16 protein-coding genes are annotated in these 19,019 nt (G+C 71.0%); 8 read left to right on the forward strand and 8 right to left on the reverse strand.

Translation table 11 applies throughout. The features are described 5' to 3' along the window. The first annotated feature begins 155 nt into the window (after positions 1-155). Positions 156-2,612: a phosphoketolase gene (locus tag ACH4DZ_RS28020; protein ID WP_398290128.1), complete on the forward strand. Its 2,457-nt coding sequence runs from the start codon at positions 156-158 to the stop codon at positions 2,610-2,612. Positions 2,613-2,641: 29 nt separating this feature from the next. On the opposite strand, the gene ACH4DZ_RS28025 is transcribed toward ACH4DZ_RS28020, so the two are convergent. Together ACH4DZ_RS28025 and ACH4DZ_RS28030 are read right to left on the reverse strand one after the other, a co-directional pair. Further along, a complete protein-coding gene (locus ACH4DZ_RS28025; protein ID WP_398290129.1) occupies positions 2,642-3,484 on the reverse strand; it encodes a ferredoxin reductase in 843 nt (280 codons plus the stop codon). Next, entirely contained in the window at positions 3,477-4,082 is a 606-nt protein-coding gene (locus ACH4DZ_RS28030; protein ID WP_398290130.1) for a sulfite oxidase-like oxidoreductase, read from the reverse strand. Before ACH4DZ_RS28030 ends, ACH4DZ_RS28025 begins: the two co-directional genes overlap by 8 nt. A 262-nt stretch (positions 4,083-4,344) precedes the next feature. Between ACH4DZ_RS28030 and ACH4DZ_RS28035 the strand changes: the two genes are divergently transcribed. Both ACH4DZ_RS28035 and ACH4DZ_RS28040 read left to right on the forward strand, forming a co-directional pair. After that, the gene (locus tag ACH4DZ_RS28035; RefSeq protein WP_398290363.1) at positions 4,345-5,265 is read left to right on the forward strand and encodes a zinc-binding alcohol dehydrogenase family protein; all 921 of its coding nucleotides are present in this window, start codon (positions 4,345-4,347) and stop codon (positions 5,263-5,265) included. Beyond that, entirely contained in the window at positions 5,262-5,990 is a 729-nt protein-coding gene (locus ACH4DZ_RS28040; protein ID WP_398290131.1) for a GNAT family N-acetyltransferase, read from the forward strand. Before ACH4DZ_RS28035 ends, ACH4DZ_RS28040 begins: the two co-directional genes overlap by 4 nt. A 27-nt stretch (positions 5,991-6,017) precedes the next feature. Here the strand turns inward: ACH4DZ_RS28040 and ACH4DZ_RS28045 are convergent, their stop codons facing one another. Continuing rightward, positions 6,018-6,536, reverse strand: a complete 519-nt coding sequence (locus ACH4DZ_RS28045; protein WP_398290364.1) for a MarR family winged helix-turn-helix transcriptional regulator — start codon at positions 6,534-6,536, stop codon at positions 6,018-6,020. 365 nt (positions 6,537-6,901) lie between these two features. Between ACH4DZ_RS28045 and ACH4DZ_RS28050 the strand changes: the two genes are divergently transcribed. The 3 genes from ACH4DZ_RS28050 (at position 6,902) to ACH4DZ_RS28060 (ending at position 11,005) form a co-directional block, all read left to right on the forward strand. Then, positions 6,902-7,711, forward strand: coding sequence for a putative protein N(5)-glutamine methyltransferase (locus ACH4DZ_RS28050; protein ID WP_398290132.1), 810 nt, complete (start codon positions 6,902-6,904; stop codon positions 7,709-7,711). A gap of 680 nt (positions 7,712-8,391) precedes the next feature. Further along, a complete protein-coding gene (locus tag ACH4DZ_RS28055; protein ID WP_398290133.1) occupies positions 8,392-10,407 on the forward strand; it encodes an FAD-dependent oxidoreductase in 2,016 nt (671 codons plus the stop codon). Between the two features lie 40 nt (positions 10,408-10,447). Continuing rightward, positions 10,448-11,005, forward strand: a complete 558-nt coding sequence (locus ACH4DZ_RS28060; RefSeq protein ID WP_398290134.1) for a PadR family transcriptional regulator — start codon at positions 10,448-10,450, stop codon at positions 11,003-11,005. Positions 11,006-11,028: 23 nt separating this feature from the next. On the opposite strand, the gene ACH4DZ_RS28065 is transcribed toward ACH4DZ_RS28060, so the two are convergent. Further along, positions 11,029-11,583 carry a hypothetical protein gene (locus tag ACH4DZ_RS28065; protein WP_398290135.1) on the reverse strand — a complete coding sequence of 185 codons (555 nt, stop codon included), beginning with the start codon at positions 11,581-11,583 and terminating at the stop codon, positions 11,029-11,031. 159 nt (positions 11,584-11,742) lie between these two features. Then, a complete protein-coding gene (locus ACH4DZ_RS28070) occupies positions 11,743-12,741 on the reverse strand; it encodes a fibronectin type III domain-containing protein (RefSeq protein ID WP_398290136.1) in 999 nt (332 codons plus the stop codon). A 454-nt stretch (positions 12,742-13,195) separates the two neighbouring features. Between ACH4DZ_RS28070 and ACH4DZ_RS28075 the strand changes: the two genes are divergently transcribed. Further along, positions 13,196-13,960, forward strand: a complete 765-nt coding sequence (locus ACH4DZ_RS28075; RefSeq protein WP_398290137.1) for a glycoside hydrolase family 75 protein — start codon at positions 13,196-13,198, stop codon at positions 13,958-13,960. Positions 13,961-14,050: 90 nt separating this feature from the next. Here the strand turns inward: ACH4DZ_RS28075 and ACH4DZ_RS28080 are convergent, their stop codons facing one another. The 3 genes from ACH4DZ_RS28080 to dhaK all read right to left on the reverse strand — a co-directional run bounded on the left by ACH4DZ_RS28080 (position 14,051) and on the right by dhaK (position 16,147). Next, positions 14,051-14,494: a PTS-dependent dihydroxyacetone kinase phosphotransferase subunit DhaM gene (locus ACH4DZ_RS28080; RefSeq protein ID WP_398290138.1), complete on the reverse strand. Its 444-nt coding sequence runs from the start codon at positions 14,492-14,494 to the stop codon at positions 14,051-14,053. Continuing rightward, positions 14,487-15,086 (reverse strand): dihydroxyacetone kinase subunit DhaL, encoded by a 600-nt coding sequence (gene dhaL / locus ACH4DZ_RS28085; protein WP_398290139.1) that lies wholly within the window; start codon positions 15,084-15,086, stop codon positions 14,487-14,489. The genes ACH4DZ_RS28080 and dhaL overlap by 8 nt, the downstream gene beginning before the upstream one ends. 68 nt (positions 15,087-15,154) lie before the next feature. Then, on the reverse strand, positions 15,155-16,147 hold the full coding sequence (dhaK, locus tag ACH4DZ_RS28090) for a dihydroxyacetone kinase subunit DhaK (protein ID WP_398290140.1): 993 nt from the start codon (positions 16,145-16,147) through the stop codon (positions 15,155-15,157). Positions 16,148-16,596: 449 nt separating this feature from the next. Here dhaK and ACH4DZ_RS28095 point away from each other — a divergent pair, with 449 nt between their 5' ends. Then, the gene (locus ACH4DZ_RS28095; protein WP_398290141.1) at positions 16,597-18,801 is read left to right on the forward strand and encodes a DUF262 domain-containing protein; all 2,205 of its coding nucleotides are present in this window, start codon (positions 16,597-16,599) and stop codon (positions 18,799-18,801) included. Positions 18,802-19,019: the final 218 nt, after the last annotated feature.

Genomic DNA, 19,019 nt, shown 5'->3' on the forward strand with positions numbered 1-19,019 from the left:
GAGCGGGGGCCGCCGAACACGAACGGCCGAACAACCCGTCCTCCCACGACTGATCGGCGCCCCGTGTGGAACCCGCGTACCGCCCCCTCGAAACCATCGCAACCCCCTCACCCCCCCCGGAACCATCGGCACCCTCGGAACAGGAGTCCCTCACCATGGCCAAGGACCGCATGGCGGCGCTCGACGCACACTGGCGTGCCGCGAACTACCTGGCCGTCGGTCAGATCTACCTGCTCGGCAACCCGCTGCTGACCGAGCCGCTGAAACCAGAGCACATCAAGCCGCGGCTGCTCGGACACTGGGGCACCTCGCCCGGCCTCAACCTGGTGCACACCCATCTCAACCGTGTCATCGCCGAGCGCGACCTCGACGCGATCTGCGTGTGGGGACCCGGCCACGGCGGCCCCGCGGTCCTCGCGAACTCCTGGCTGGAGGGCAGCTACACACAGACGTACCCGGACATCACCCGGGACGCCTCCGGCATGGAACGCCTCTTCCGGCAGTTCTCCTTTCCCGGTGGAGTCCCCAGCCATGTCGCCCCCGAGACCCCGGGCTCCCTCCACGAGGGCGGTGAGCTGGGCTACTCGCTCGCCCACGCGTACGGGGCGGCCTTCGACAACCCGGACCTGCTGGTCACGTGTGTGATCGGGGACGGCGAGGCCGAGACGGGACCCCTCGCGGGCTCCTGGCACTCCAACAAGTTCCTCGACCCGGTGCACGACGGCGCCGTCCTGCCCGTCCTGCACCTCAACGGGTACAAGATCGCCAACCCCACCGTGCTCGCCCGGCTGCCGCGCGCCGAACTCGACGAACTCCTGCGGGGATACGGACACGACCCCATCCATGTGTCCGGCGACGACCCCCGCCGCGTACACCGCGAACTCGCGAAGGCGATGGACCAGGCACTGGACCGCATCGCCGAGATCCAGCAGGAGGCCCGCGGCGGGAGGACCGGCCAGGGCGGCAAGGGCCAGAGCGGCAGGGGGCAGAGCGCCAAGGGACAGAGCGGCAAGGGACAGAGCGGCAAGGCCCGCGGTGGCACGAGCGAGGGCGTGGGGAGCGGGCGTCCCCGCTGGCCCGTGATCGTCCTGCGGACCCCGAAGGGCTGGACCGGCCCGGCCGAGGTCGACGGCGAGCCGGTCGAGGGCACCTGGCGTTCCCACCAGGTCCCGCTCTCCGGCGTCCGCGAGAACCCCGAGCACCTGCGGCAGCTGGAGGCCTGGCTGCGCTCGTACCGCCCCGAGGAACTCTTCGACGCCGAGGGACGGCCCACCCGCCTCGTCCTCGACGGTGTGCCCGAGGGCTCCCGCCGCCTCGGCGCGAACCCGCACACGAACGGCGGTCTGCTGCTGACTTCGCTGCCCCTGCCGGACCTGGACGACTTCGCCGTCCCCGTGGACAAGCCCGGCGCGAGCACCCACGAGCCCACCCGGGTCCTGGGCGGCATGCTCGCCCGCATCATGGCCGACACGGCCGAGCGGCGGAACTTCCGTGTGGTGGGCCCCGACGAGACCGAGTCGAACCGCCTGGGCGCGCTGTACGAGGCGACGGGCAAGGCCTGGCAGGCGGAGACCCTCGACACCGACGAACACCTCGCCCGCGACGGCCGCGTGGTGGAGGTGCTGTCCGAACACCTCTGCCAGGGTTGGCTGGAGGGCTATCTCCTGACCGGCCGGCACGGTCTGTTCTCGTCGTACGAGGCGTTCGTGCACATCGTCGACTCCATGGTCAACCAGCACATCAAGTGGCTGAAGACGTCACGGGAGCTGCCGTGGCGGGCGCCGCTCGCCTCCCTCAACTACCTGCTGACCTCGCACGTCTGGCGCCAGGACCACAACGGCTTCTCCCACCAGGACCCGGGCTTCGTCGACCACGTCCTCAACAAGAGCCCGGAGGTGGTCCGGGTCTATCTGCCGCCGGACGCCAACACCCTGCTGTCCGTGGCGGACCACGCCCTGCGCAGCCGCGACCACGTGAACGTGATCGTCGCCGGGAAGCAGCCCTGCTTCGACTGGCTGTCCATGGAGCAGGCCCGCGCCCACTGCGCCCGGGGCGCGGGCATCTGGGAGTGGGCCGGCACGGAGAACGGGAACCGCGAACCGGACGTGGTGCTGGCCTGCGCCGGAGACGTACCCACCCAGGAAGTCCTGGCCGCCGCCGCGCTGTTGCGCACCCACCTGCCCGATCTGGCGGTCCGTGTCGTCAACGTCGTCGACATGGCCCGGCTGATGCCGCGGGGCGAACACCCGCACGGTATGGCCGACTCCGAGTACGACGCCCTCTTCACCGTGGACAAGCCGGTGATCTTCGCCTACCACGGCTATCCCTGGCTGATCCACCGGCTGGCCTACCGGCGCACCGGCCACGCCAACCTCCATGTGCGCGGCTACCGTGAGTCGGGTACCACCACCACCCCCTTCGACATGGTCGTCCGCAACGGCCTGGACCGGTACCGCCTCGTCATGGACGTCATCGACCGCGTCCCGGGCCTCGCCGTGCGCGCCGCCCCCGTACGCCAGCGGATGGCCGACGTGCACACCCGCCACGAGGCCTGGATCCGCGAACACGGCACCGACCTGCCCGAGGTCGCCGAGTGGACCTGGTCCGGCTGACGACGCGAAGACCGGGCCCGAAGGGGCGGTCAGCCGAAGCGTTCGATCCGGATACGGTCCACCGGCTGACCCGCCTCCACCAGCAGCCGCGAGGCGTGCTCGGCGAACCCGTTCGAGCCGCACACATAGGCCTCCCACCCACCATCGGGCCGGTCGGCCAGGAGGCGCGCCACATGTGCGGCCGTCACACGGCCCACGACCACACCTTCAGGGGCGCTGCGCGTGAACACCGTCGTGGTCTCCGCGCCGTACTCCGACGCGTAGATTAGTTCCTCGGGACCGCGGGCCGACACCAGCAGCCGCAGGGGCACCGTCAGGTTCCGCGCCCGGTGGTGGCGGACCATCGACATCAGCGGTACGACGCCGGAGCCCGCCCCGATCAGCAGGGCGGGCCGGTCGCCGGGCCAGGCGAAGAACCCGCTGAGCGGTCCGCGCAGCTCGACCTCGTCGCCGGGTTTGGCGACCGTGTGGAACCAGCCGGACACCTCCCCGCCGTCGACGTGGTCGAGGGTGAGTTCGACGTGTCCGTCGTCGTCGGGGGGCGAGGCGATCGAGTAGTGCCGCTGGGCGACGTAACCGTCCTCCGCCCGCAGCCGGAGCATCAGATGCTGGCCGGGCAGATGCCCCGCCCACGCGGGCACGGCGAACCGGAAGGTCGCCGCGTGCGGTGTCTCCCGGCGGATCTCGGTGAGGGTGGCACGCTGCCAGGTGGCCGCGGCACGGTTGCTCACCGCGATCCGGCCGGGCACGGCGAACCGGGTCGCGGGCGCCCGGCCCGCGGTGGCGGCAGCCGCCGACGGCGAGGGGGGCGCCGACGGCGAGGGGGGTGCCGAGGCGGTGGGAGTCGTCGGGGGCATGGAGGTCTCAGTCACCGGAGTAGCGCTGCTCTTCCCAGGGGTTGCCGCGGTGGTGGTAGCCGTTCTGCTCCCAGAAACCCGGCTCGTCGTGGTCGAGGAGACGGATGCCCGCGATCCACTTGGCGCTCTTCCAGAAGTACAGGTGCGGCACGATCAGCCGCGCCGGCCCACCGTGCTCGGCGGGCAGCGGCTCGTCCCCGTACTCCCAGACTATCCAGGCCCGTCCGCCGGTCAGATCGGCGAGCGGCAGGTTCGTGGTGTAGCCCGTGTGCGAGTAGGCGACCGCGTGGGTGGCCTCGGCGGCCGGGCGGGCGAGATCGAGGAACGCGTCGAGCGACACGCCCGCGAACCGCACCCCGAACTTCGACCAGCTCGTCACGCAGTGGATGTCGCCCTCGTAGGCGGACGGCGGCAGCGCGTGCGCCTCGTCCCAGGACCAGGTGCGCTCCTCGGCGACCAGCCCGTCGACGGTGAACGTCCACTGCGAGGTCGCCAGCTCCGGCGTGACCTCCGCGGACAGGACGGGCCAGTCGTCGCGGGCGTCGTACTGGCCGGGCGGCAGTCCGTCGTTGCGGACGCGCGGACGCCCGGCGAAGCCCCGGGTGACGTTCATCGGGTCTCGTTCATGCGAGTGGTGCCTCCAGGCCGGCCGGACGGCCCTTGATCGTTGCGTACGCCCTCCACGGTACCGGGCCCGCGGGTGGCACCCCACCGGGGATCATTGCCGCCGTATGAACACTCGCCGGGCCCGGAGGTTCCCGGGAATAGCCGTACCCGCGATCTTCCTTGCCGATAGTGCCCAGCCAACAGCCGGCCGGTAACCGGTCAAGAGCCGGCCAGTGCCCTCATCCGCGTGAAGGAGAGTGACGGAGCAGATGCCCAAGGCGTACGTCTTCACCCAGTACGGCGGTCCGGAGACCGAGGCCCTCGTCGAGCAGGACCGGCCGTCCCCCGGGCCCGGCCAGTTGCTGGTCGCCGTCCGGGCGGCGGGCGTCAACCCGGTCGACTGGAAGCAGCGCACCGGCTACCAGCGGCCCGGCCAGCAGCGGCGTGAACTGCCCGCCGTCCTCGGCAACGAGGCCGCCGGTGTCGTCGAGGAGATCGGCGAGGGGGTCACGGGCTTCGAGATCGGCGACGAGGTCTTCGGCAACCCCGTGGCCGGCGGCTATGCCCAGTACGCGCTGTTCCCCGTGGCCGTGACCGCGCACAAGCCCGCCGGGATCTCCTTCACCGACGCGGCCACCCTGCCCGTCGCGGCGGCCACCGCCTACGACGGAGTACGCCAGCTGGCCCTGCCGACGGGCGCGACCCTGCTGGTCACGGGCGCGGGCGGCGGTGTGGGCGTCGCGGCCGTCCAGATCGCCCGCGCCGACGGGCTGAACGTCATCGGCGTGGCGAGCGCGGGCAAGAAGGACCTGGTCGAGTCGCTCGGCGCCGCCCACGTGCCGTCGGGCCCGGACTTCGCCGAAGGCGTCCGGGCGCTGGCGCCCGACGGCGTGGACGCGGTGTACGACCTGGTCGGCGGCGAGGTCCTGGAGGCCGCGGCCGAACTGGTGACGGACCGCGCCAAGCTGATCACCGCGGGCGGCAAGGACATCGTGGAGGGTCTCGGCGGCTCACCCGTCGTACGGGCCCGTGACGCCGCGGTGCTCGACGAGGTGGGCCGGCTCGTCGTCGACGGCAGGCTCGACCCCCTGGTGACGCGGACCTTCCCCCTCGAAGAGGCCGCCGAGGCGCTGCGTACCGTCGAAGAGGGCCACGCCCGCGGCAAGGTCGTGATCGAGGTCGCGGAATGAGCGCCACGCCGCACATCCTGGACAACCCCGCGCGGGCCTCGCTGACCGGTCCGCACGCCCACTTCGCCGAACGCCGCGGCCGTGTGCTGCGCTACCCCGCCGACGTGTCGCCCTGGCTCGCGCTGCCCGACGACCCCGGCGCCGACGACTGGGCCGATGTCGCGGCGCTCGCCGGACCGGGCAACGAGATCGCGCTGCCCGGCTTCCGCGGGGAGATCCCGGAGGGCTGGGAGATCACGTTCCGCGGGGAGGGCGTGCAGTTCGTGGACGACGGCCTGGCCGCCGCGCCGGACCCGGAGGCCGTACGGCTGGGCCCCGCCGACGTACCGGAGATGCTGGCCCTCGTGGAGCGGACCAGACCGGGCCCGTTCCTGCCGCGCACGGTCGAGCTCGGCACCTATCTCGGGATACGCCGGGGCGGGGCCCTGGTCGCCATGGCGGGGGAGCGGTTGCATCCGCCCGGCTGGACGGAGATCAGCGCGGTCTGCACCGATGCCGCCGTCCGCGGCCAGGGCCTGGCGACCCGGCTGACCCTGGCGGTCGCGCACGGCATACGCGCCCGGGGCGAGACCCCGTTCCTGCACACCGGCGCGGACAACGCCACCGCCGTCCGCCTCTACGAGTCGCTGGGCTTCCGGCTGCGGCGCAGGACGAGGTTCCTGGCGGCACGGGTGCCGGAGCGGCCGGGCCGGCGGGAGGACGGACGGGTGGTGGCGGTCGGCTGAAGGGCGGGGAGGCCGGGGGCCGCTCGCTCAGGCGCCGTTCAGCCGCTCGCGGGGGGAGCCGCCCGGGGACGCGGTGGCGCTTGGCCTTGGCCCTGGACCTGGACCTGGGGCCGGGGCTGGGCCTGAGCCTGGGTTGGGGGCTGGACCTGGGACCGGAGCTGTGCCGGGGTCCGCAGCGTTGTACCGCAGCAGATAGCCCGCGAACCGTCGCAGATCCTCCTCGGGCCAGCCCGCCAGCCGCTCGCGGAAGGCCACCCGGCGGCTCGCGGTCACCTGGGCGAGGATCTCGGTCCCGGCCGACGTGAGGTGGAGCGCCTGGACGCGCTGGTCCTGCGGATCGGATCGTCGCTCGATCAGCCCGGCGCCTTCGAGGGCCGATACCTGCCGGCTCACCGTGGACTTGTCGAGGGCGTAGTGCGCGGCGAGATCGGTGGCGCGGCAGCCGCCGCTCTCCTCCAGATGGCCGAGCAGCGTGTACGAGACCAGGGACAGCTCGGGGTGCAGACGGCCGGCGGAGGCCCGGGCGCGGCGGGCGAAGGCCGTCATCTCGTGGTGGATCGTCTCGATGGCCACGTCGGCTGCGGGCACGTCTGTGTTCACGGCTGCGGTCACGGGTCTGCCCCTTCTCGGATGGTTGCATGCTACAACTATTGGTTGTGCAGGGCAATCGGAAGGGCAGTTCGGGGTCCGCGTTCCGGCCGGGGGCCTCGGCGTGTAATGTTGCCGTCCGGCTGAGGACTGCCCCAGCCACGCCGGACCAGTACCGGCCAGGACGGACCAAGGAGGTGAGCCCCATTTACCGCTGTGTCAGCTCGGGTGCTCCCGCCTCGTGGCCTCGTCGGCATCAGGTGACCTAGGCCCTGTCGGCCCGGAGAGCGCCCTTCGGCTTCCCGAAAGGCTCCTCGGCTTCCATGCCACCTTCTTACGTCCATGTCGTCACCGAGCTCCGCTCCGCGGGCTGTGTCTTCGCGGAGGACGAGGCGCGGCTCATCCTCGCCGCCGCCCGTACCCCGATCGAACTCACCGCCATGGTGGACCGTCGAGCCGCGGGCCAGCCGCTCGAACACGTCCTGGGCTGGGCCGAGTTCAGCGGTCTGCGGATCGCGGTGGAACCCGGCGTCTTCGTGCCGCGCCGACGCACCGAGTTCCTGGTTGGGCAAGCCGTCGGTCTCGCGCTCGCCCGCGCCTCCGGGACGCCGGTCGTCGTGGACCTGTGCTGCGGCTCGGGGGCCGTGGGTACCGCGCTCGTGGCGTCGCTTCCCGGCGCCGAACTGCATGCCGCCGACATCGACCCCGTGGCCGTTCGCTGCGCGCGCCGCAACGTCGGCGAACTCGGCCGGGTCTACGAGGGCGACCTCTTCGGGCCGTTGCCGCGCGGTCTGCGCGGGCGGGTCGGGGTCCTGACCGCCAACGTGCCGTACGTGCCCACCGGGGAGGTGGGGCTCCTGCCGCCGGAGGCCCGCGACCACGAACCGCTCGTCGCGCTCGACGGGGGAGGGGACGGGCTCGACGTCCTGCGTCGCGTGCTTGCGGAGGCGCCGGGGTGGCTGGCGCCCGGGGGGAGTCTGCTCGTCGAGACGAGTGAACGACAGGTGGACCTGGCCGTCGGGATCTTCGCCGCCGCGGGGCTGATACCGCGCGTGGAGGTCTCGGAGGAGCTGTACGCGAACGTCGTGATCGGTCGACGTCCGCTCCTCCTTCGCGGCGGCACGGAGAACTGACCGCGGGCCGCCTGCGCCTGAGCCCGCGGCTCCGCAAAGCGCACGACAGGACGCCGCGCGCGGGCCCGCTGCGGCTGGCCGCGCCGTTCCCCGCGCCCCTGAGGGGTGGGGCGTGCCGCGGGTTCGCGCGTGCGGGTGCGTCGTGGCTGGCTGCGCCGTTCCCCGCGCCCCCAAGAATGTAGGGCGTGTGCGGGCTCGTTGCGGCTGGTCGCGCAGTTCCTCGCGCCCCTGAGGGGTGGTGTGTGCCGCGGGTTTGCGCGTGCGGGTGCGTCGTGGCTGGCTGCGCAGTTCCCCGCGCCCCCAGGAAGGTAGGGCGTGTGCGGGTCCGTCTTGGCTGGTCGCGCCGTTTCCCGCGCCCCTTGGTGGTGCGCGCCGTCTTTTAGGGGCGCGGGGAACGGCGCGCTCAGCCACGACGCTCCCGCACGTGAGATCGCCCCCAAGCCCCCACCCCCTCAAGGGGCGCGGGGAACGGCGCGAGCAACCACGATGCACCCGCACCTAGCGATGCTCCCCGCCCTCCCCCCCCCCGGCGGCCCTCCGCCCCCCAACCCCCAAACGAACCCCCGGCAGGGACCCGCGAGGTTCTCGTCACAATGGACCCCCACCCTTTTGCAACTAGTTGCACAAAGCCCCGGACGTCGTCTACAACCATGGGGACGACGCCGCGCACGGAGGGGCCAATGACCCGTTACCCACACCTGCTGAACCCGCTGAACCTGGGCTTCGCCACCCTGCCGAACCGCGTACTCATGGGCTCCATGCACATAGGCCTGGAAGAGGCCGACCACGGCTTCGAACGCATGGCCGAGTTCTACGCGGCCAGGGCCCGCGGCGGCGTCGGCCTCATCGTCACCGGCGGCATCGCCCCCAACGAGGCGGGACGCCCGTACGAAGGCGGCGCCAAACTCACCACCGAGGCAGAAGCGGAACAGCACGCCGAGATCACCGCCGCGGTACACCGCGAGGGCGGGAAGATCGCGATGCAGATCCTCCACTTCGGGCGGTACGCCTACCACCCCGACCTGGTCGCCCCGAGCGCACTCCAGGCCCCCATCAGCCCCCACACCCCCCGCGCCCTGACGGACGACGAGGTCGAGCAGACCATCGACGACTACGCCAGGACCGCCCGCCTCGCCAAGAGCGCCGGCTACGACGGCGTGGAGATCATGGGCTCCGAGGGTTACCTGATCAACGAGTTCATCGCCGGCCGGACCAACAGACGCGACGACCGCTGGGGCGGCTCCTACGAGAACCGCACACGGTTCCCCCTCGAAATCGTCCGCCGGGTGCGCGCAGCCGTCGGCGACGACTTCATCGTCATCTACCGCCTGTCGATGCTGGACCTGGTCCCGGGCGGCTCCTCCCTCGACGAGGTGATCGCCCTCGCCAAGTCTGTCGAGGCCGCCGGGGCGACCATCATCAACACCGGTATCGGCTGGCACGAGGCACGCATCCCCACCATCGCGACCTCGGTGCCGCGAGGCGCGTACGCCTGGGTCACCAAGAAGGTCATGGGCGCCGTGTCGGTTCCGCTCGTGACGACGAACCGCATCAACACCCCCGAACTGGCGGAGCAGTTGCTCGCCGAGGGGCACGCGGACATGGTGTCGATGGCCCGCCCGATGCTCGCCGACCCCGACTTCGTCAGCAAGGCGCAGGCCGGCCGGCCCGAGGCCATCAACACCTGTATCGGCTGCAACCAGGCCTGCCTCGACCACACCTTCAGCGGAAAGATCACCTCCTGCCTGGTGAACCCGAGGGCGTGCCACGAGACGGAACTCGTCCTCGCCCCGACCCGTACCCGTAAGCGAATCGCCGTCGTGGGAGCGGGCCCGGCCGGACTCGCCTGTGCGGCCGGCGCAGCCGAGCGCGGCCACGACGTCACCCTCTACGACGCCGCTGGAGAGATCGGCGGCCAGCTCAACGTGGCCCGCAAGGTCCCCGGCAAGCAGGAGTTCGACGAGACCATCCGCTACTTCCGTACGCAGCTCGAACTGCACGGCGTGGACGTCCGGTTGAACACCCCGGTCGGTGACGGGGACCTCGCCGCGTACGACGAGGTCGTCGTCGCCACGGGCGTCGGCCCGCGTACCCCGGAGATCCCCGGCGTGGACCACCCCAGCGTCGTCGGATACCTCGACGTGCTGCGCGACGACGCCCCCGTCGGCGACCGGGTCGCGATCCTCGGCGCGGGCGGCATCGGCTTCGACGTCGCCGAGTACCTGACCGACAGCGGCGACAAGGCGAGCGAGGACCCGGCGACGTACTTCCGGCACTGGGGCGTCGACATGGACTACCAGGCACCCGGCGGTCTCGGCGCCCCCGAGCGGCCGGCCCCGCCGCGCAGCGTCCACCTCCTGCAGCGCAAGGCGTCCAAGGTCGGCGCGGGGCTCGGCAGGACGACCGGCTGGATCCACCGCGCCGAGCTCAAGCACCGCGGAGTCACCATGGTCCCCGGCGTCCGGTACGACCGCATCGACGACGCCGGACTGCATGTCACCGTCGACGGCGAGAGTTCCGTCCTGGCGGTCGACACCATCGTGCTCTGCACGGGCCAGGAACCGCGCCGCGACCTGTACGAGGCACTGCGCGCCGCCGGTCGCAGCGTGCACCTCATCGGCGGCGCCGACGTGGCGGCCGAACTGGACGCCAAGCGGGCCATCAAGCAGGGCACCGAGCTGGCGGCGGCGCTGTAGGCCCCCGGAGCCGGCCCGGACCCGTCCCTAGGATGACCCCATGTCACTCCCGCACGCGATCCTCACCGCCCTGCTTGAGAAGCCGTCGTCGGGGCTGGAGCTGACCCGCCGCTTCGACAAGTCGATCGGCTACTTCTGGTCGGCGACGCATCAGCAGATCTATCGCGAGCTGGGAAAGCTGGAGGCCGAGGGCTCCATCAGGGCCCTCGCGTCCCAGCAGCCGGCCCGCGGGCAGAAGAAGCGGTACGAGGTCCTGCCGGCGGGCCGCGCCGAACTGGCGCGCTGGACCGCCGCGTCCCAGGACCCCAAGCCCCTGCGCGACACGCTGCTGCTGCGGCTGCGCGCGGCGGCGGTGGTCGGCACCGCGGGCATCGGGGAGGATCTGCGCCGCCATCTCGACCTGCACCGGCGGCAGTTGGCGGAGTACGAGGAGATCCAGCAGCGCGACTTCCCAGCCGGGAAGGATGCTCCCGCGGACCGGCTCCAGCATCTCGTCCTGCGTGCCGGGATCGATCTGGAGACCTTCTGGACGGGCTGGCTCACACACGCGCTGGAGGAGTTCGAACGCATCCCGGCCGAGGGCTCCACACCCCCCTGACCGGCCCGGTCACCGGGGTCGGGTCACAGGCGGTTCGGCTTGGAGCGCCGGCGCAGGACCCAGACGGTGGCTCCGATTCCGGCGGCCACCAGGACCCCGCCCGCCGCGTAGGTGACGGTGCCGTAGTCCTGACTGGTGCTGCCCATACCGCCCATCACCCCGCGCGAAGGTGACGCCGTAGCCGTCGCCGAGATCGTGGGTGTCGAGACCGGCGAGACGGTGACGGACTGCGTGCCCGCCGTCGAGCCGTCGGCACACACCACGATGACGGTGTAGGTGCCGGAGGTGACGCTCGACCAGGCGGCGGACTGACTGCCGCTGGTCCCGGAGAGGGCCACCTGGCGTCCCTGTGCGAAGTTCGCCTGACCGCTGGAGAGCAGCGAGGCGTTCCCCATCGATCCGTTGGACCTGGTGACACACGCGGCGGTGGTCACCTGCACCGTCCCGCCACTGGTGGTCACATTGATCCCCGTGGCGGCCGCGGCGGCCACGCCGGGCATACCCGCGGTGAGGGCCAGTGGCAGCGCGGCGACCGCCATGGCCTGCCCGGAGCGGACGAGTGTCTGAGTGATACGCATAGGACTGCCCTCCAGCGGCACGGTGGCGGTACATCCCATGAGCCGCCGAGGGTCGGGAACGACCGTGCTGCCTTCGGACCGAGCCAATGCGACGGCCGCCGTTTCCGCATGCGGACCAGGACCGTACAGGTGAACAATTGGCCGGATGCCGGGCTCTGCTCAGGGCTGCCCGGTCGTCACCGTCCGCTCCGCCGAGAAGGCGCCCCACGTGCCGTCCGGCAGCTTCGCCCGGAGCCGTACCCGCTGGGTGAGCCCGGCCTCCCGACCCACGTAGAAGCTGTACGTCGCCCTGCCGGGCGGAGGGGTCGCGCCCCAGACGAGCGAGGTGACCGGCTTCCGGCCGAGCTGGATCTGGTACTCAGTGATCACACCGTCCACCTCCGGCTGCGTCCATGACAGATCGAGGTAGTACGCCCCGTCCTTGCGATGTGTCGTGGCGCGGAACGCGGAGGGCGCCATGCCCGCCCCGGTGCCCGCGCCCTGCGCGTCGTCACGGCCCGCCGGGGTGGCGATCCTGACGGCCCCGCTCGCGGGCGAGACGTTGTCCGCCGCATCGCGCGCCCGGACCGTGAAGGAGTAGCGCGTCCCCGGCCGCAGCCCGGTGACCACGGTCGCCGTCTGGGCACCGCCCACACTGTGGATCTTCGCGCCGCCCTGATAGACGTCGTACGAGGCCACGCCCAGGTCGTCCGTGGACCGGGTCCAGGACAGTTGCGCGGCCCGGCTCCCGATCGCCTTCCCGCCGGGGCGCCCCGGGCGGCTCGGGGCCCGCTCGTCGGCTGCGGTCGCGGCGGGCGTGGTGGCCCGGACCCGCTCGCTCGGCGGCCCCAGCCTGCCGTCGGCGTCCCGCGCCCGTACGGAGAAGGCGTACCGGGTCGACGGCTTGAGCCTGGTGATGTCGACCATGTACTCGGAACCTGGCACTTCCTTCACCTTTGTGGTGCCGCGATACACCTCATAGCGGGTCACCGCGGGTTTTCCCGAGGCCCGGTTCCACATGACGTGCACGCTGGTCGCGCTGCCCGCCGCCGCGGTGACACCGGCCGGAGCCCCGGGAGGCCGGCCGTCCTCGCCCGGGCCCTGCCCGGTCTGGCCACAGGAAACCATCGTGAGCAGCGCGCCCCCGACCACGGCGGCTCGCAGGAGTACGCGTCGCACAGCCCTGCCCTCCCTCGACCTTTCCGCAACGAGATTGGTCCGGACCAATATGGCGTCCCGGGTGGGGCCGCAACAAGAGGGCCGCCGTTCGCGATTTCGGCCGTACGTTACGTATGCTCATCCTCTAAGCGGCTGAACTCACCCATGTCGCAGGGAAGTTCATGCCGACGGTGCGGAACGCTGTCGTCGCTGATCCCGCGCCGGCGAGGGCGGCCGGGTGGCCGGAGTCGTCGACGAATCCGCCCACCCGGCCCCCGACGACACGTCCCCCGACACGTCACCCGACATGGCACTGGGCACGTCACCGGGCACATCACTCGACACCTCGCGCGGTACGTCCCGACGCGTCACCGGACGTGCACCGTACGGCCCCCCATCAGTGGCCGCGTCGGCGGACCCCCACCAGATTGGGCCGAGTGTTCGTCAGTGCCCGCTCAGGAGAGGGTCTCTTATCGTGCGTGTCCGGTCACTGATGCTGGCCGCGGCCGGTGTCGCCCTGATCGCCCCCACCGCGCTCCCCGGCGCCGCCCCGCCGCCCGAGGCCGGGCACGAGCGTGCCGGACACGGCGGCCCGAGCGCGGGGAACGTCCCCCGCGCCGGTAGTGCCGCGGAGGCACGGAAGACACCGAGTCCGGGGAACGTCCGGGCCACGGAACTCCTGGCCGCCGTACGCGACTGCGCTCCCGTCTCGGACGACCGCTTCAGCAGCGACGACGGCGAGCCCGCGGACATCGAGGTCTGCGGCAGGCGGGAGGCCGTCTTCTGGAAGGCCGACCTGGACATCGACTGCGACGGCAGGCCGGGCAGGCACTGCAACGAGCGCACCGACCCGCTCTTCTGCGACACCACCGCCTTCCAGCAGTCCGACGGACGCCAGCTGAGCGCCGAGCGGCTGCCGTACGTGGTCGTGCCCGGGCCCAGTCACCGCTGGAACCACCAGGAGCACGACGTCCGGCGCGGGACGGTCGCCGCGGTCATCCACGGCGACCGTGTCCGCTACGCGGTCGTCGGCGACGTCGGCCCCGACGACATCATCGGCGAGGCCTCGTACGCCCTGGCCCGGAATCTCGGGATCCGCCCCGACCCGAAGGGCGGCGGAGCGCCGTCCGGGGTCACCTACATCCTGTTCAAGGGCTCCAGCGCCTCTCCCATCGAGAGCCCCGGGGCGGCCGCGGCCCAGGGGGAGCGGCTCGCCCGCGAACTCGTCGGCCGCAGCTGAGCGGAGAGCGGCCGGCCGCCCCCGCCCCCGACACGTACCGGAGCCACACCGCGACACGTACCGGAGCCGCACCCGCGACCCGTACCGGTGTCACACCTTCCGGTACGTGTACGCCTCGGCTGCCGCGGCCTCCACCGCCGCCAGGTCCGCTCCGGCGGACGCCGTGACGACCGCCGCCACCGCGCCCTCGACGAACGGCGCGTCCACCAGCCGGGTGTCCGGCGGCAGTTCGTCGCCCTCGGCCAGCAGAGCCTTCACGGTGAGGACCGCGCTGCCGAGATCGGTCAGTACGGCGACACCGGCACCGCGGTCCACGGCGGTGGCCGCGGCGGAGATCAGCTCGGAACTGGTGCCCAGGCCACCCTCCCCGTCACCGCCCGCCGCCGCGACCGGAGCGAGCGTGCCACCGCCCGCGAGCCCCGTCGCCAGTTCGACGACCGAGGCCGCCACCGCGGCGCTGTGCGACACGAGCACGACGCCCACGAGCTTCGCGCCGTCATCTTCGGCCGTGCTGCCGTTCACGAGGTCACTCACCGGCCGTCTCCGCGAGCGCCGCGATCAGGATCGCCGAGGAGGTGGCCCCCGGATCCTGGTGCCCGATGCTGCGCTCGCCCAGATAGCTCGCCCTGCCCTTGCGCGCCTGCAGCGGCGCGGTCGCCAGGGCGCCCTCCTCCGCCGCGGACCGTGCCGCGGTGAAGGACTGCCCCAGCGCGTCGACCGCCGGCAGGAGCGCGTCGATCATCGTCTTGTCGCCGGGCGCCGCGCCACCGAGCTGCATCACGGCGTCCACACCGGTGCGCAGCGCCTGCGCGAACTCCCGCTCGTCCACCTCGGCGGCGTCACCGAGTGCCTTCCCGGTGCGCCGGAGCAGAGTCCCGTACAACGGGCCCGAGGCGCCGCCCACCGTCGAGATCAACTGGCGTCCGGCGAGCGTCAGGACGGCACCCGGTGTGCCCGGCTCGTCCTTCTCCAGGACGGCCGCTACGGCCCGGAAGCCGCGCTGCAGATTGCTGCCGTGATCGGCGTCGCCGATCGGCGAGTCGAGGGCGGTGAGCCGTTCCGCCTCGTGTTCCACGGACACGGCGGTCGCCGTCATCCAACGGCGGAAGAAGTCGGCGTCGAGCACTGTATCTCCTTGCGTGGTAAGGGTGTTGCCGGATCGCGCCGGGAGGAACGGAGAGGGGGAGCGGCCCCTCACATGCCCCAGCGCAGCCCCGCGGTACGCACCGGCGCGTCCCACAGCCGCAGCAGGTCCTCGTCGACCTGGCACAGGGTCACCGAGGCGCCGGCCATGTCGAGCGAGGTGACGTAGTTCCCGACGAGGGTGCGGGCCACCGGGACCCCGCGGTCGACCAGGATCCGCTGCACCTCCGCGTTGAAGCCGTACAGCTCCAGCAGAGGGGTGGCGCCCATGCCGTTCACCAGGACCAGGACGGGGTTGCGCGGGTTCATGTCCTCCAGGACGGCGTTCACCGAGAAGTCGGCGATCTCCCGCGAGGTCATCATCGGCCGCCGCTCCCGGCCGGGCTCGCCGTGGATCCCGACGCCCAGTTCCAGTTCCCCGGCGGGCAGATCGAAGGTGGGGCTGCCCTTGGCGGGCGTGGAGCAGGCGCTGAGCGCGACACCGAAACTGCGCGAGTTCTCGTTGACCTGGCGGGCCAGCGCCTCGACCCGCTCCAGGGGCAGGCCCTCCTCGGCGGCGGCGCCCGCGATCTTCTCCACGAACAGGGTCGCGCCGGTGCCTCGGCGGCCGGCCGTGTAGAGACTGTCGGTGACGGCCACGTCGTCATCGACGAGCACCTTGGCGATCTGGATGCCCTCGTCCTCGGCCAGCTCCGCGGCCATGTCGAAGTTGAGGACGTCACCGGTGTAGTTCTTCACGACGAACAGCACCCCGGCGCCGCTGTCCACGGCGGCGGCGGCCCGTACCATCTGGTCCGGTACCGGGCTCGTGAACACCTCGCCGGGACAGGCGGCGGACAGCATCCCGGGGCCCACGAACCCGCCGTGCAGCGGCTCGTGCCCCGACCCGCCGCCCGAGACGAGCCCCACCTTCCCGGCCACCGGGGCGTCCCGCCGCACGATCACCCGGTTCTCGACATCCACGGTCAGCTCGGGATGCGCGGCGGCCATGCCACGCAGCGCGTCCGCCACGACGGTTTCCGCGACGTTGATGAGCATTTTCATCCGTACCTCCTGGGGAGCTGCGCAGGTAGGCGTCCGACCTGCGATGTTGCTGGTCAAAGGGTAGGGCGTGAGTTCTGGATCTTGGCGGTCCGTAGCGGCTGGAAGCGGGTCGTGGCGGTGCTTGTGCTGACCCAATGCTGACTTTTCTGACGGATCGTCAGTCCGTCTATGGGCTGGATGGTGGTCGGTGGTGGTGCTGCCATCGGCAGTATCGACCTTGCGGCAGCGAAGGTCACGTGCGCGGACGTGCGGGGAGGCGCTGCCGTCGTTCGTGGCCGCGCGTACCGAGAGGGTGATCGAGGCGGGCGAGCCGCACGGGCGCGGACCGCCGACACGTGTATCTGGCTGACGTCGGTGCGGCAGATTCCCGGCGTACGGGTGTTTACCTCCGCTTGATTCCGGGGTGTCATGAAGATGGCCGCAGGTGGCATGTCCATACCGGGGGTGGGGTGTTGGATTCGGGATCGATTGACGGAAGTGCGTTCGATTTACGGGATCTGTTCGGTCACGGCTGTTACCGCATCGAGTACTACCAGCGGGAGTACGCGTGGTCCGCGGAAGACGTGCGGACTCTTCTGACGGACCTGTTCGGTACTTTCGACGAGCGGATGCGGGAGGGGCGGATACACCAGCCCGATGCACCCGTGTTCTTCCTCGGACCGTTCGTCTATGTGCAGGAAGAACGACAGATTCGCTTCTTGGTGGACGGGCAGCAGCGTTTCACGACACTGCACCTGCTCTTCCTGCACCTGCACCGGACTGCCGATCGGTTGGGGCAGCGGGACACGCTGCGCAAGCTCGACCGGGTCATTACCGATTTCGGCCGCGGGGGCCGACTGCAGTTCCGTCTCGACATAGATGAGCGGCGGGATGCTCTGGAAGCGCTCTACCGCGACCACCCGTACGAGGTGCCGTTCGACGCTTCCCTTTCCGTGCGCAACCTGTATGAGCGCAGTGGGCAGATAGCGGAACTGCTGGATGGCCGTCTGGAGGCGGAACACTGGCCGGTGTTCGTCGACTGGCTGTTGTCCAAGGTCGTCCTGGTCGGCATTCGCGCTCCCAACCGCAACAGTGGCTTTCGTATTTTCGAGTCGATGAACGACCGCGGAGCCCGGCTGACACCGGTGGACCTCGTCAAGAGCTTCCTTCTCTCCAGTGCCCGCAGGGACGAAGAGAAGCTGAACGAGCAGTGGCGTCGCATGCTGGCCAAACTCACCAGCGTCCGCGGCGACACCGACGCACCTCGCGGATTCCTGAAATCCGCGCTGCTCGCCTGCTACGCGGACCTCTCCCCGGACAGCGGTGACGCGGAAGAGATTGACGCCGCGTTGAATGTCTGGCTTCGTAGGAACGCCGAGCATATCGGCCTTCACCAGCCGGACGACTTCTTCCGCTTCATCGAAGATCTGCTACGCCTGGCCGGCCATCACCGCACCTTCCTCGAAGCCGGTAAACGCCCCTACCCTGAGAACGGCCTCAACGCGGTCTACTACAACGAGGCCAACGGTCTGACGGATCAGATGGCCCTCCTCCTGGCAGCCGTCCATCCCCTGGACACGGGAACATCGGCCAACCAGAAAGCCGCCCTGATCGCCAACTACCTCGACCGCATCTACGTCGAGCGCTTCCTCAACGATGAACCGGCCCAGGCCAAAGACCTTCGGTCAGATATTCACAGCCTCATCCCTGCACTGCGGAACTGCACAACCGTGCAGGACGTAGCCGACCTGCTCTCGGCTGGCCTGCCGACCGGCAGCTTCGAACAGATAGCCCTGTTCGGCATGCGCGGCAACAACAGGGCGCAAGTCCGCTACCTGTTGGCCCGCCTGACCGCATACGTCGAAAGCGGCCTCGGGAACGACGACCCGAGCGGCAAGTACCTCAGCACTCAACGGCAGTGGCAGATCGAGCATCTGTACGCCAACCACCCTGAACGTCACGTGCCCCACGACGCACCCGACGAAGCCACCTTCCGCGCCTGGCGCTCCCGCTTGGGAGTGCTCGTCCTTCTGCGCCAGGACGACAATGCCAGCTACAACGACGCCCCTCTGGATGAGAAGCGCCGCCAGTACGCCCGCCAGAATGCCCTGGCGGCGATCCTGGCGCCTGGCTACCGGCGAAACCACCCAGCCCTGAAGAAGTTCATCGCTGCCAACAGGATCGAAAGCCACTTCCGTGAACTCGGCAACGCCACCATGAAGGAGGCCGTCGAACTACGCGGTGAACTCTACCGACGCTTGTGTGAACGCATATGGGACCCCGTCTCACTCGGCTTCCGCCCGATCATGGCCCAGCCGCCCGCTCCGGCGAACCAGTCGCCATCAGCGCCTCAGCAGCCTCGCCGACGCCCACTGCGCACCTACCTGGCGAGCCTCATGCGCGAGGGCGTCCTGCCGGCCGGGACCACCATCGAGGCGGACCACAAGGGACGGCACTTCACCGCCACGGTGGACTCCGACGGGGTCATCACACTGCCCAGCGGTGACCGCTTCAACACCGCGGATGAGGCCGGCAAGACGGTCTGCGGCACCCGCAGTTGCGTAGGCATGGCCTTCTGGCACGTCACCACGGACGACGGTCGGCGACTCTCCTTGCGCGAGGTACGTGACCAGTACCGACGAACGGAACTCCTCGGCACGAACCCCCGAGGGTGACCTCCGTGGCCGACTGACGGTACGACCACCTCATCCGACGACGCCGAGCTGGATATCCGATCGTCTCGAGCTCAGCCTTCGCCTACTGCTCGGACCGGATTGGGAACGTAAGGGTGTTGTCGATCTCGATCGGTGTCGGAGGGTTAGCTCTCCGTTGTGAATCCACCACGACCGGCGCCCGGAACGTGCGAAAATCCACCGGTCGATCATCACCGTGG

The organism is Streptomyces sp. NPDC017991 (genome assembly GCF_044328075.1).
Lineage (GTDB): Bacteria > Actinomycetota > Actinomycetes > Streptomycetales > Streptomycetaceae > Streptomyces.

Bases quoted from the DNA above. Each gene is read 5' to 3' on its own strand.
- ACH4DZ_RS28035 (WP_398290363.1), top strand. From the start codon at position 4,345: ATGCCCAAGGCGTACGTCTTCACCCAGTACGGCGGTCCGGAGACCGAG.
- ACH4DZ_RS28040 (WP_398290131.1), top strand. From the start codon at position 5,262: ATGAGCGCCACGCCGCACATCCTGGACAACCCCGCGCGGGCCTCGCTG.
- ACH4DZ_RS28055 (WP_398290133.1), top strand. From the start codon at position 8,392: ATGACCCGTTACCCACACCTGCTGAACCCGCTGAACCTGGGCTTCGCC.
- ACH4DZ_RS28020 (WP_398290128.1), top strand. From the start codon at position 156: ATGGCCAAGGACCGCATGGCGGCGCTCGACGCACACTGGCGTGCCGCG.
- ACH4DZ_RS28060 (WP_398290134.1), top strand. From the start codon at position 10,448: ATGTCACTCCCGCACGCGATCCTCACCGCCCTGCTTGAGAAGCCGTCG.
- ACH4DZ_RS28030 (WP_398290130.1), bottom strand. From the start codon at position 4,082: ATGAACGTCACCCGGGGCTTCGCCGGGCGTCCGCGCGTCCGCAACGAC.
- ACH4DZ_RS28050 (WP_398290132.1), top strand. From the start codon at position 6,902: ATGCCACCTTCTTACGTCCATGTCGTCACCGAGCTCCGCTCCGCGGGC.
- ACH4DZ_RS28045 (WP_398290364.1), bottom strand. From the start codon at position 6,536: ATGACGGCCTTCGCCCGCCGCGCCCGGGCCTCCGCCGGCCGTCTGCAC.
- dhaK (WP_398290140.1), bottom strand. From the start codon at position 16,147: ATGAAAATGCTCATCAACGTCGCGGAAACCGTCGTGGCGGACGCGCTG.
- ACH4DZ_RS28065 (WP_398290135.1), bottom strand. From the start codon at position 11,583: ATGCGTATCACTCAGACACTCGTCCGCTCCGGGCAGGCCATGGCGGTC.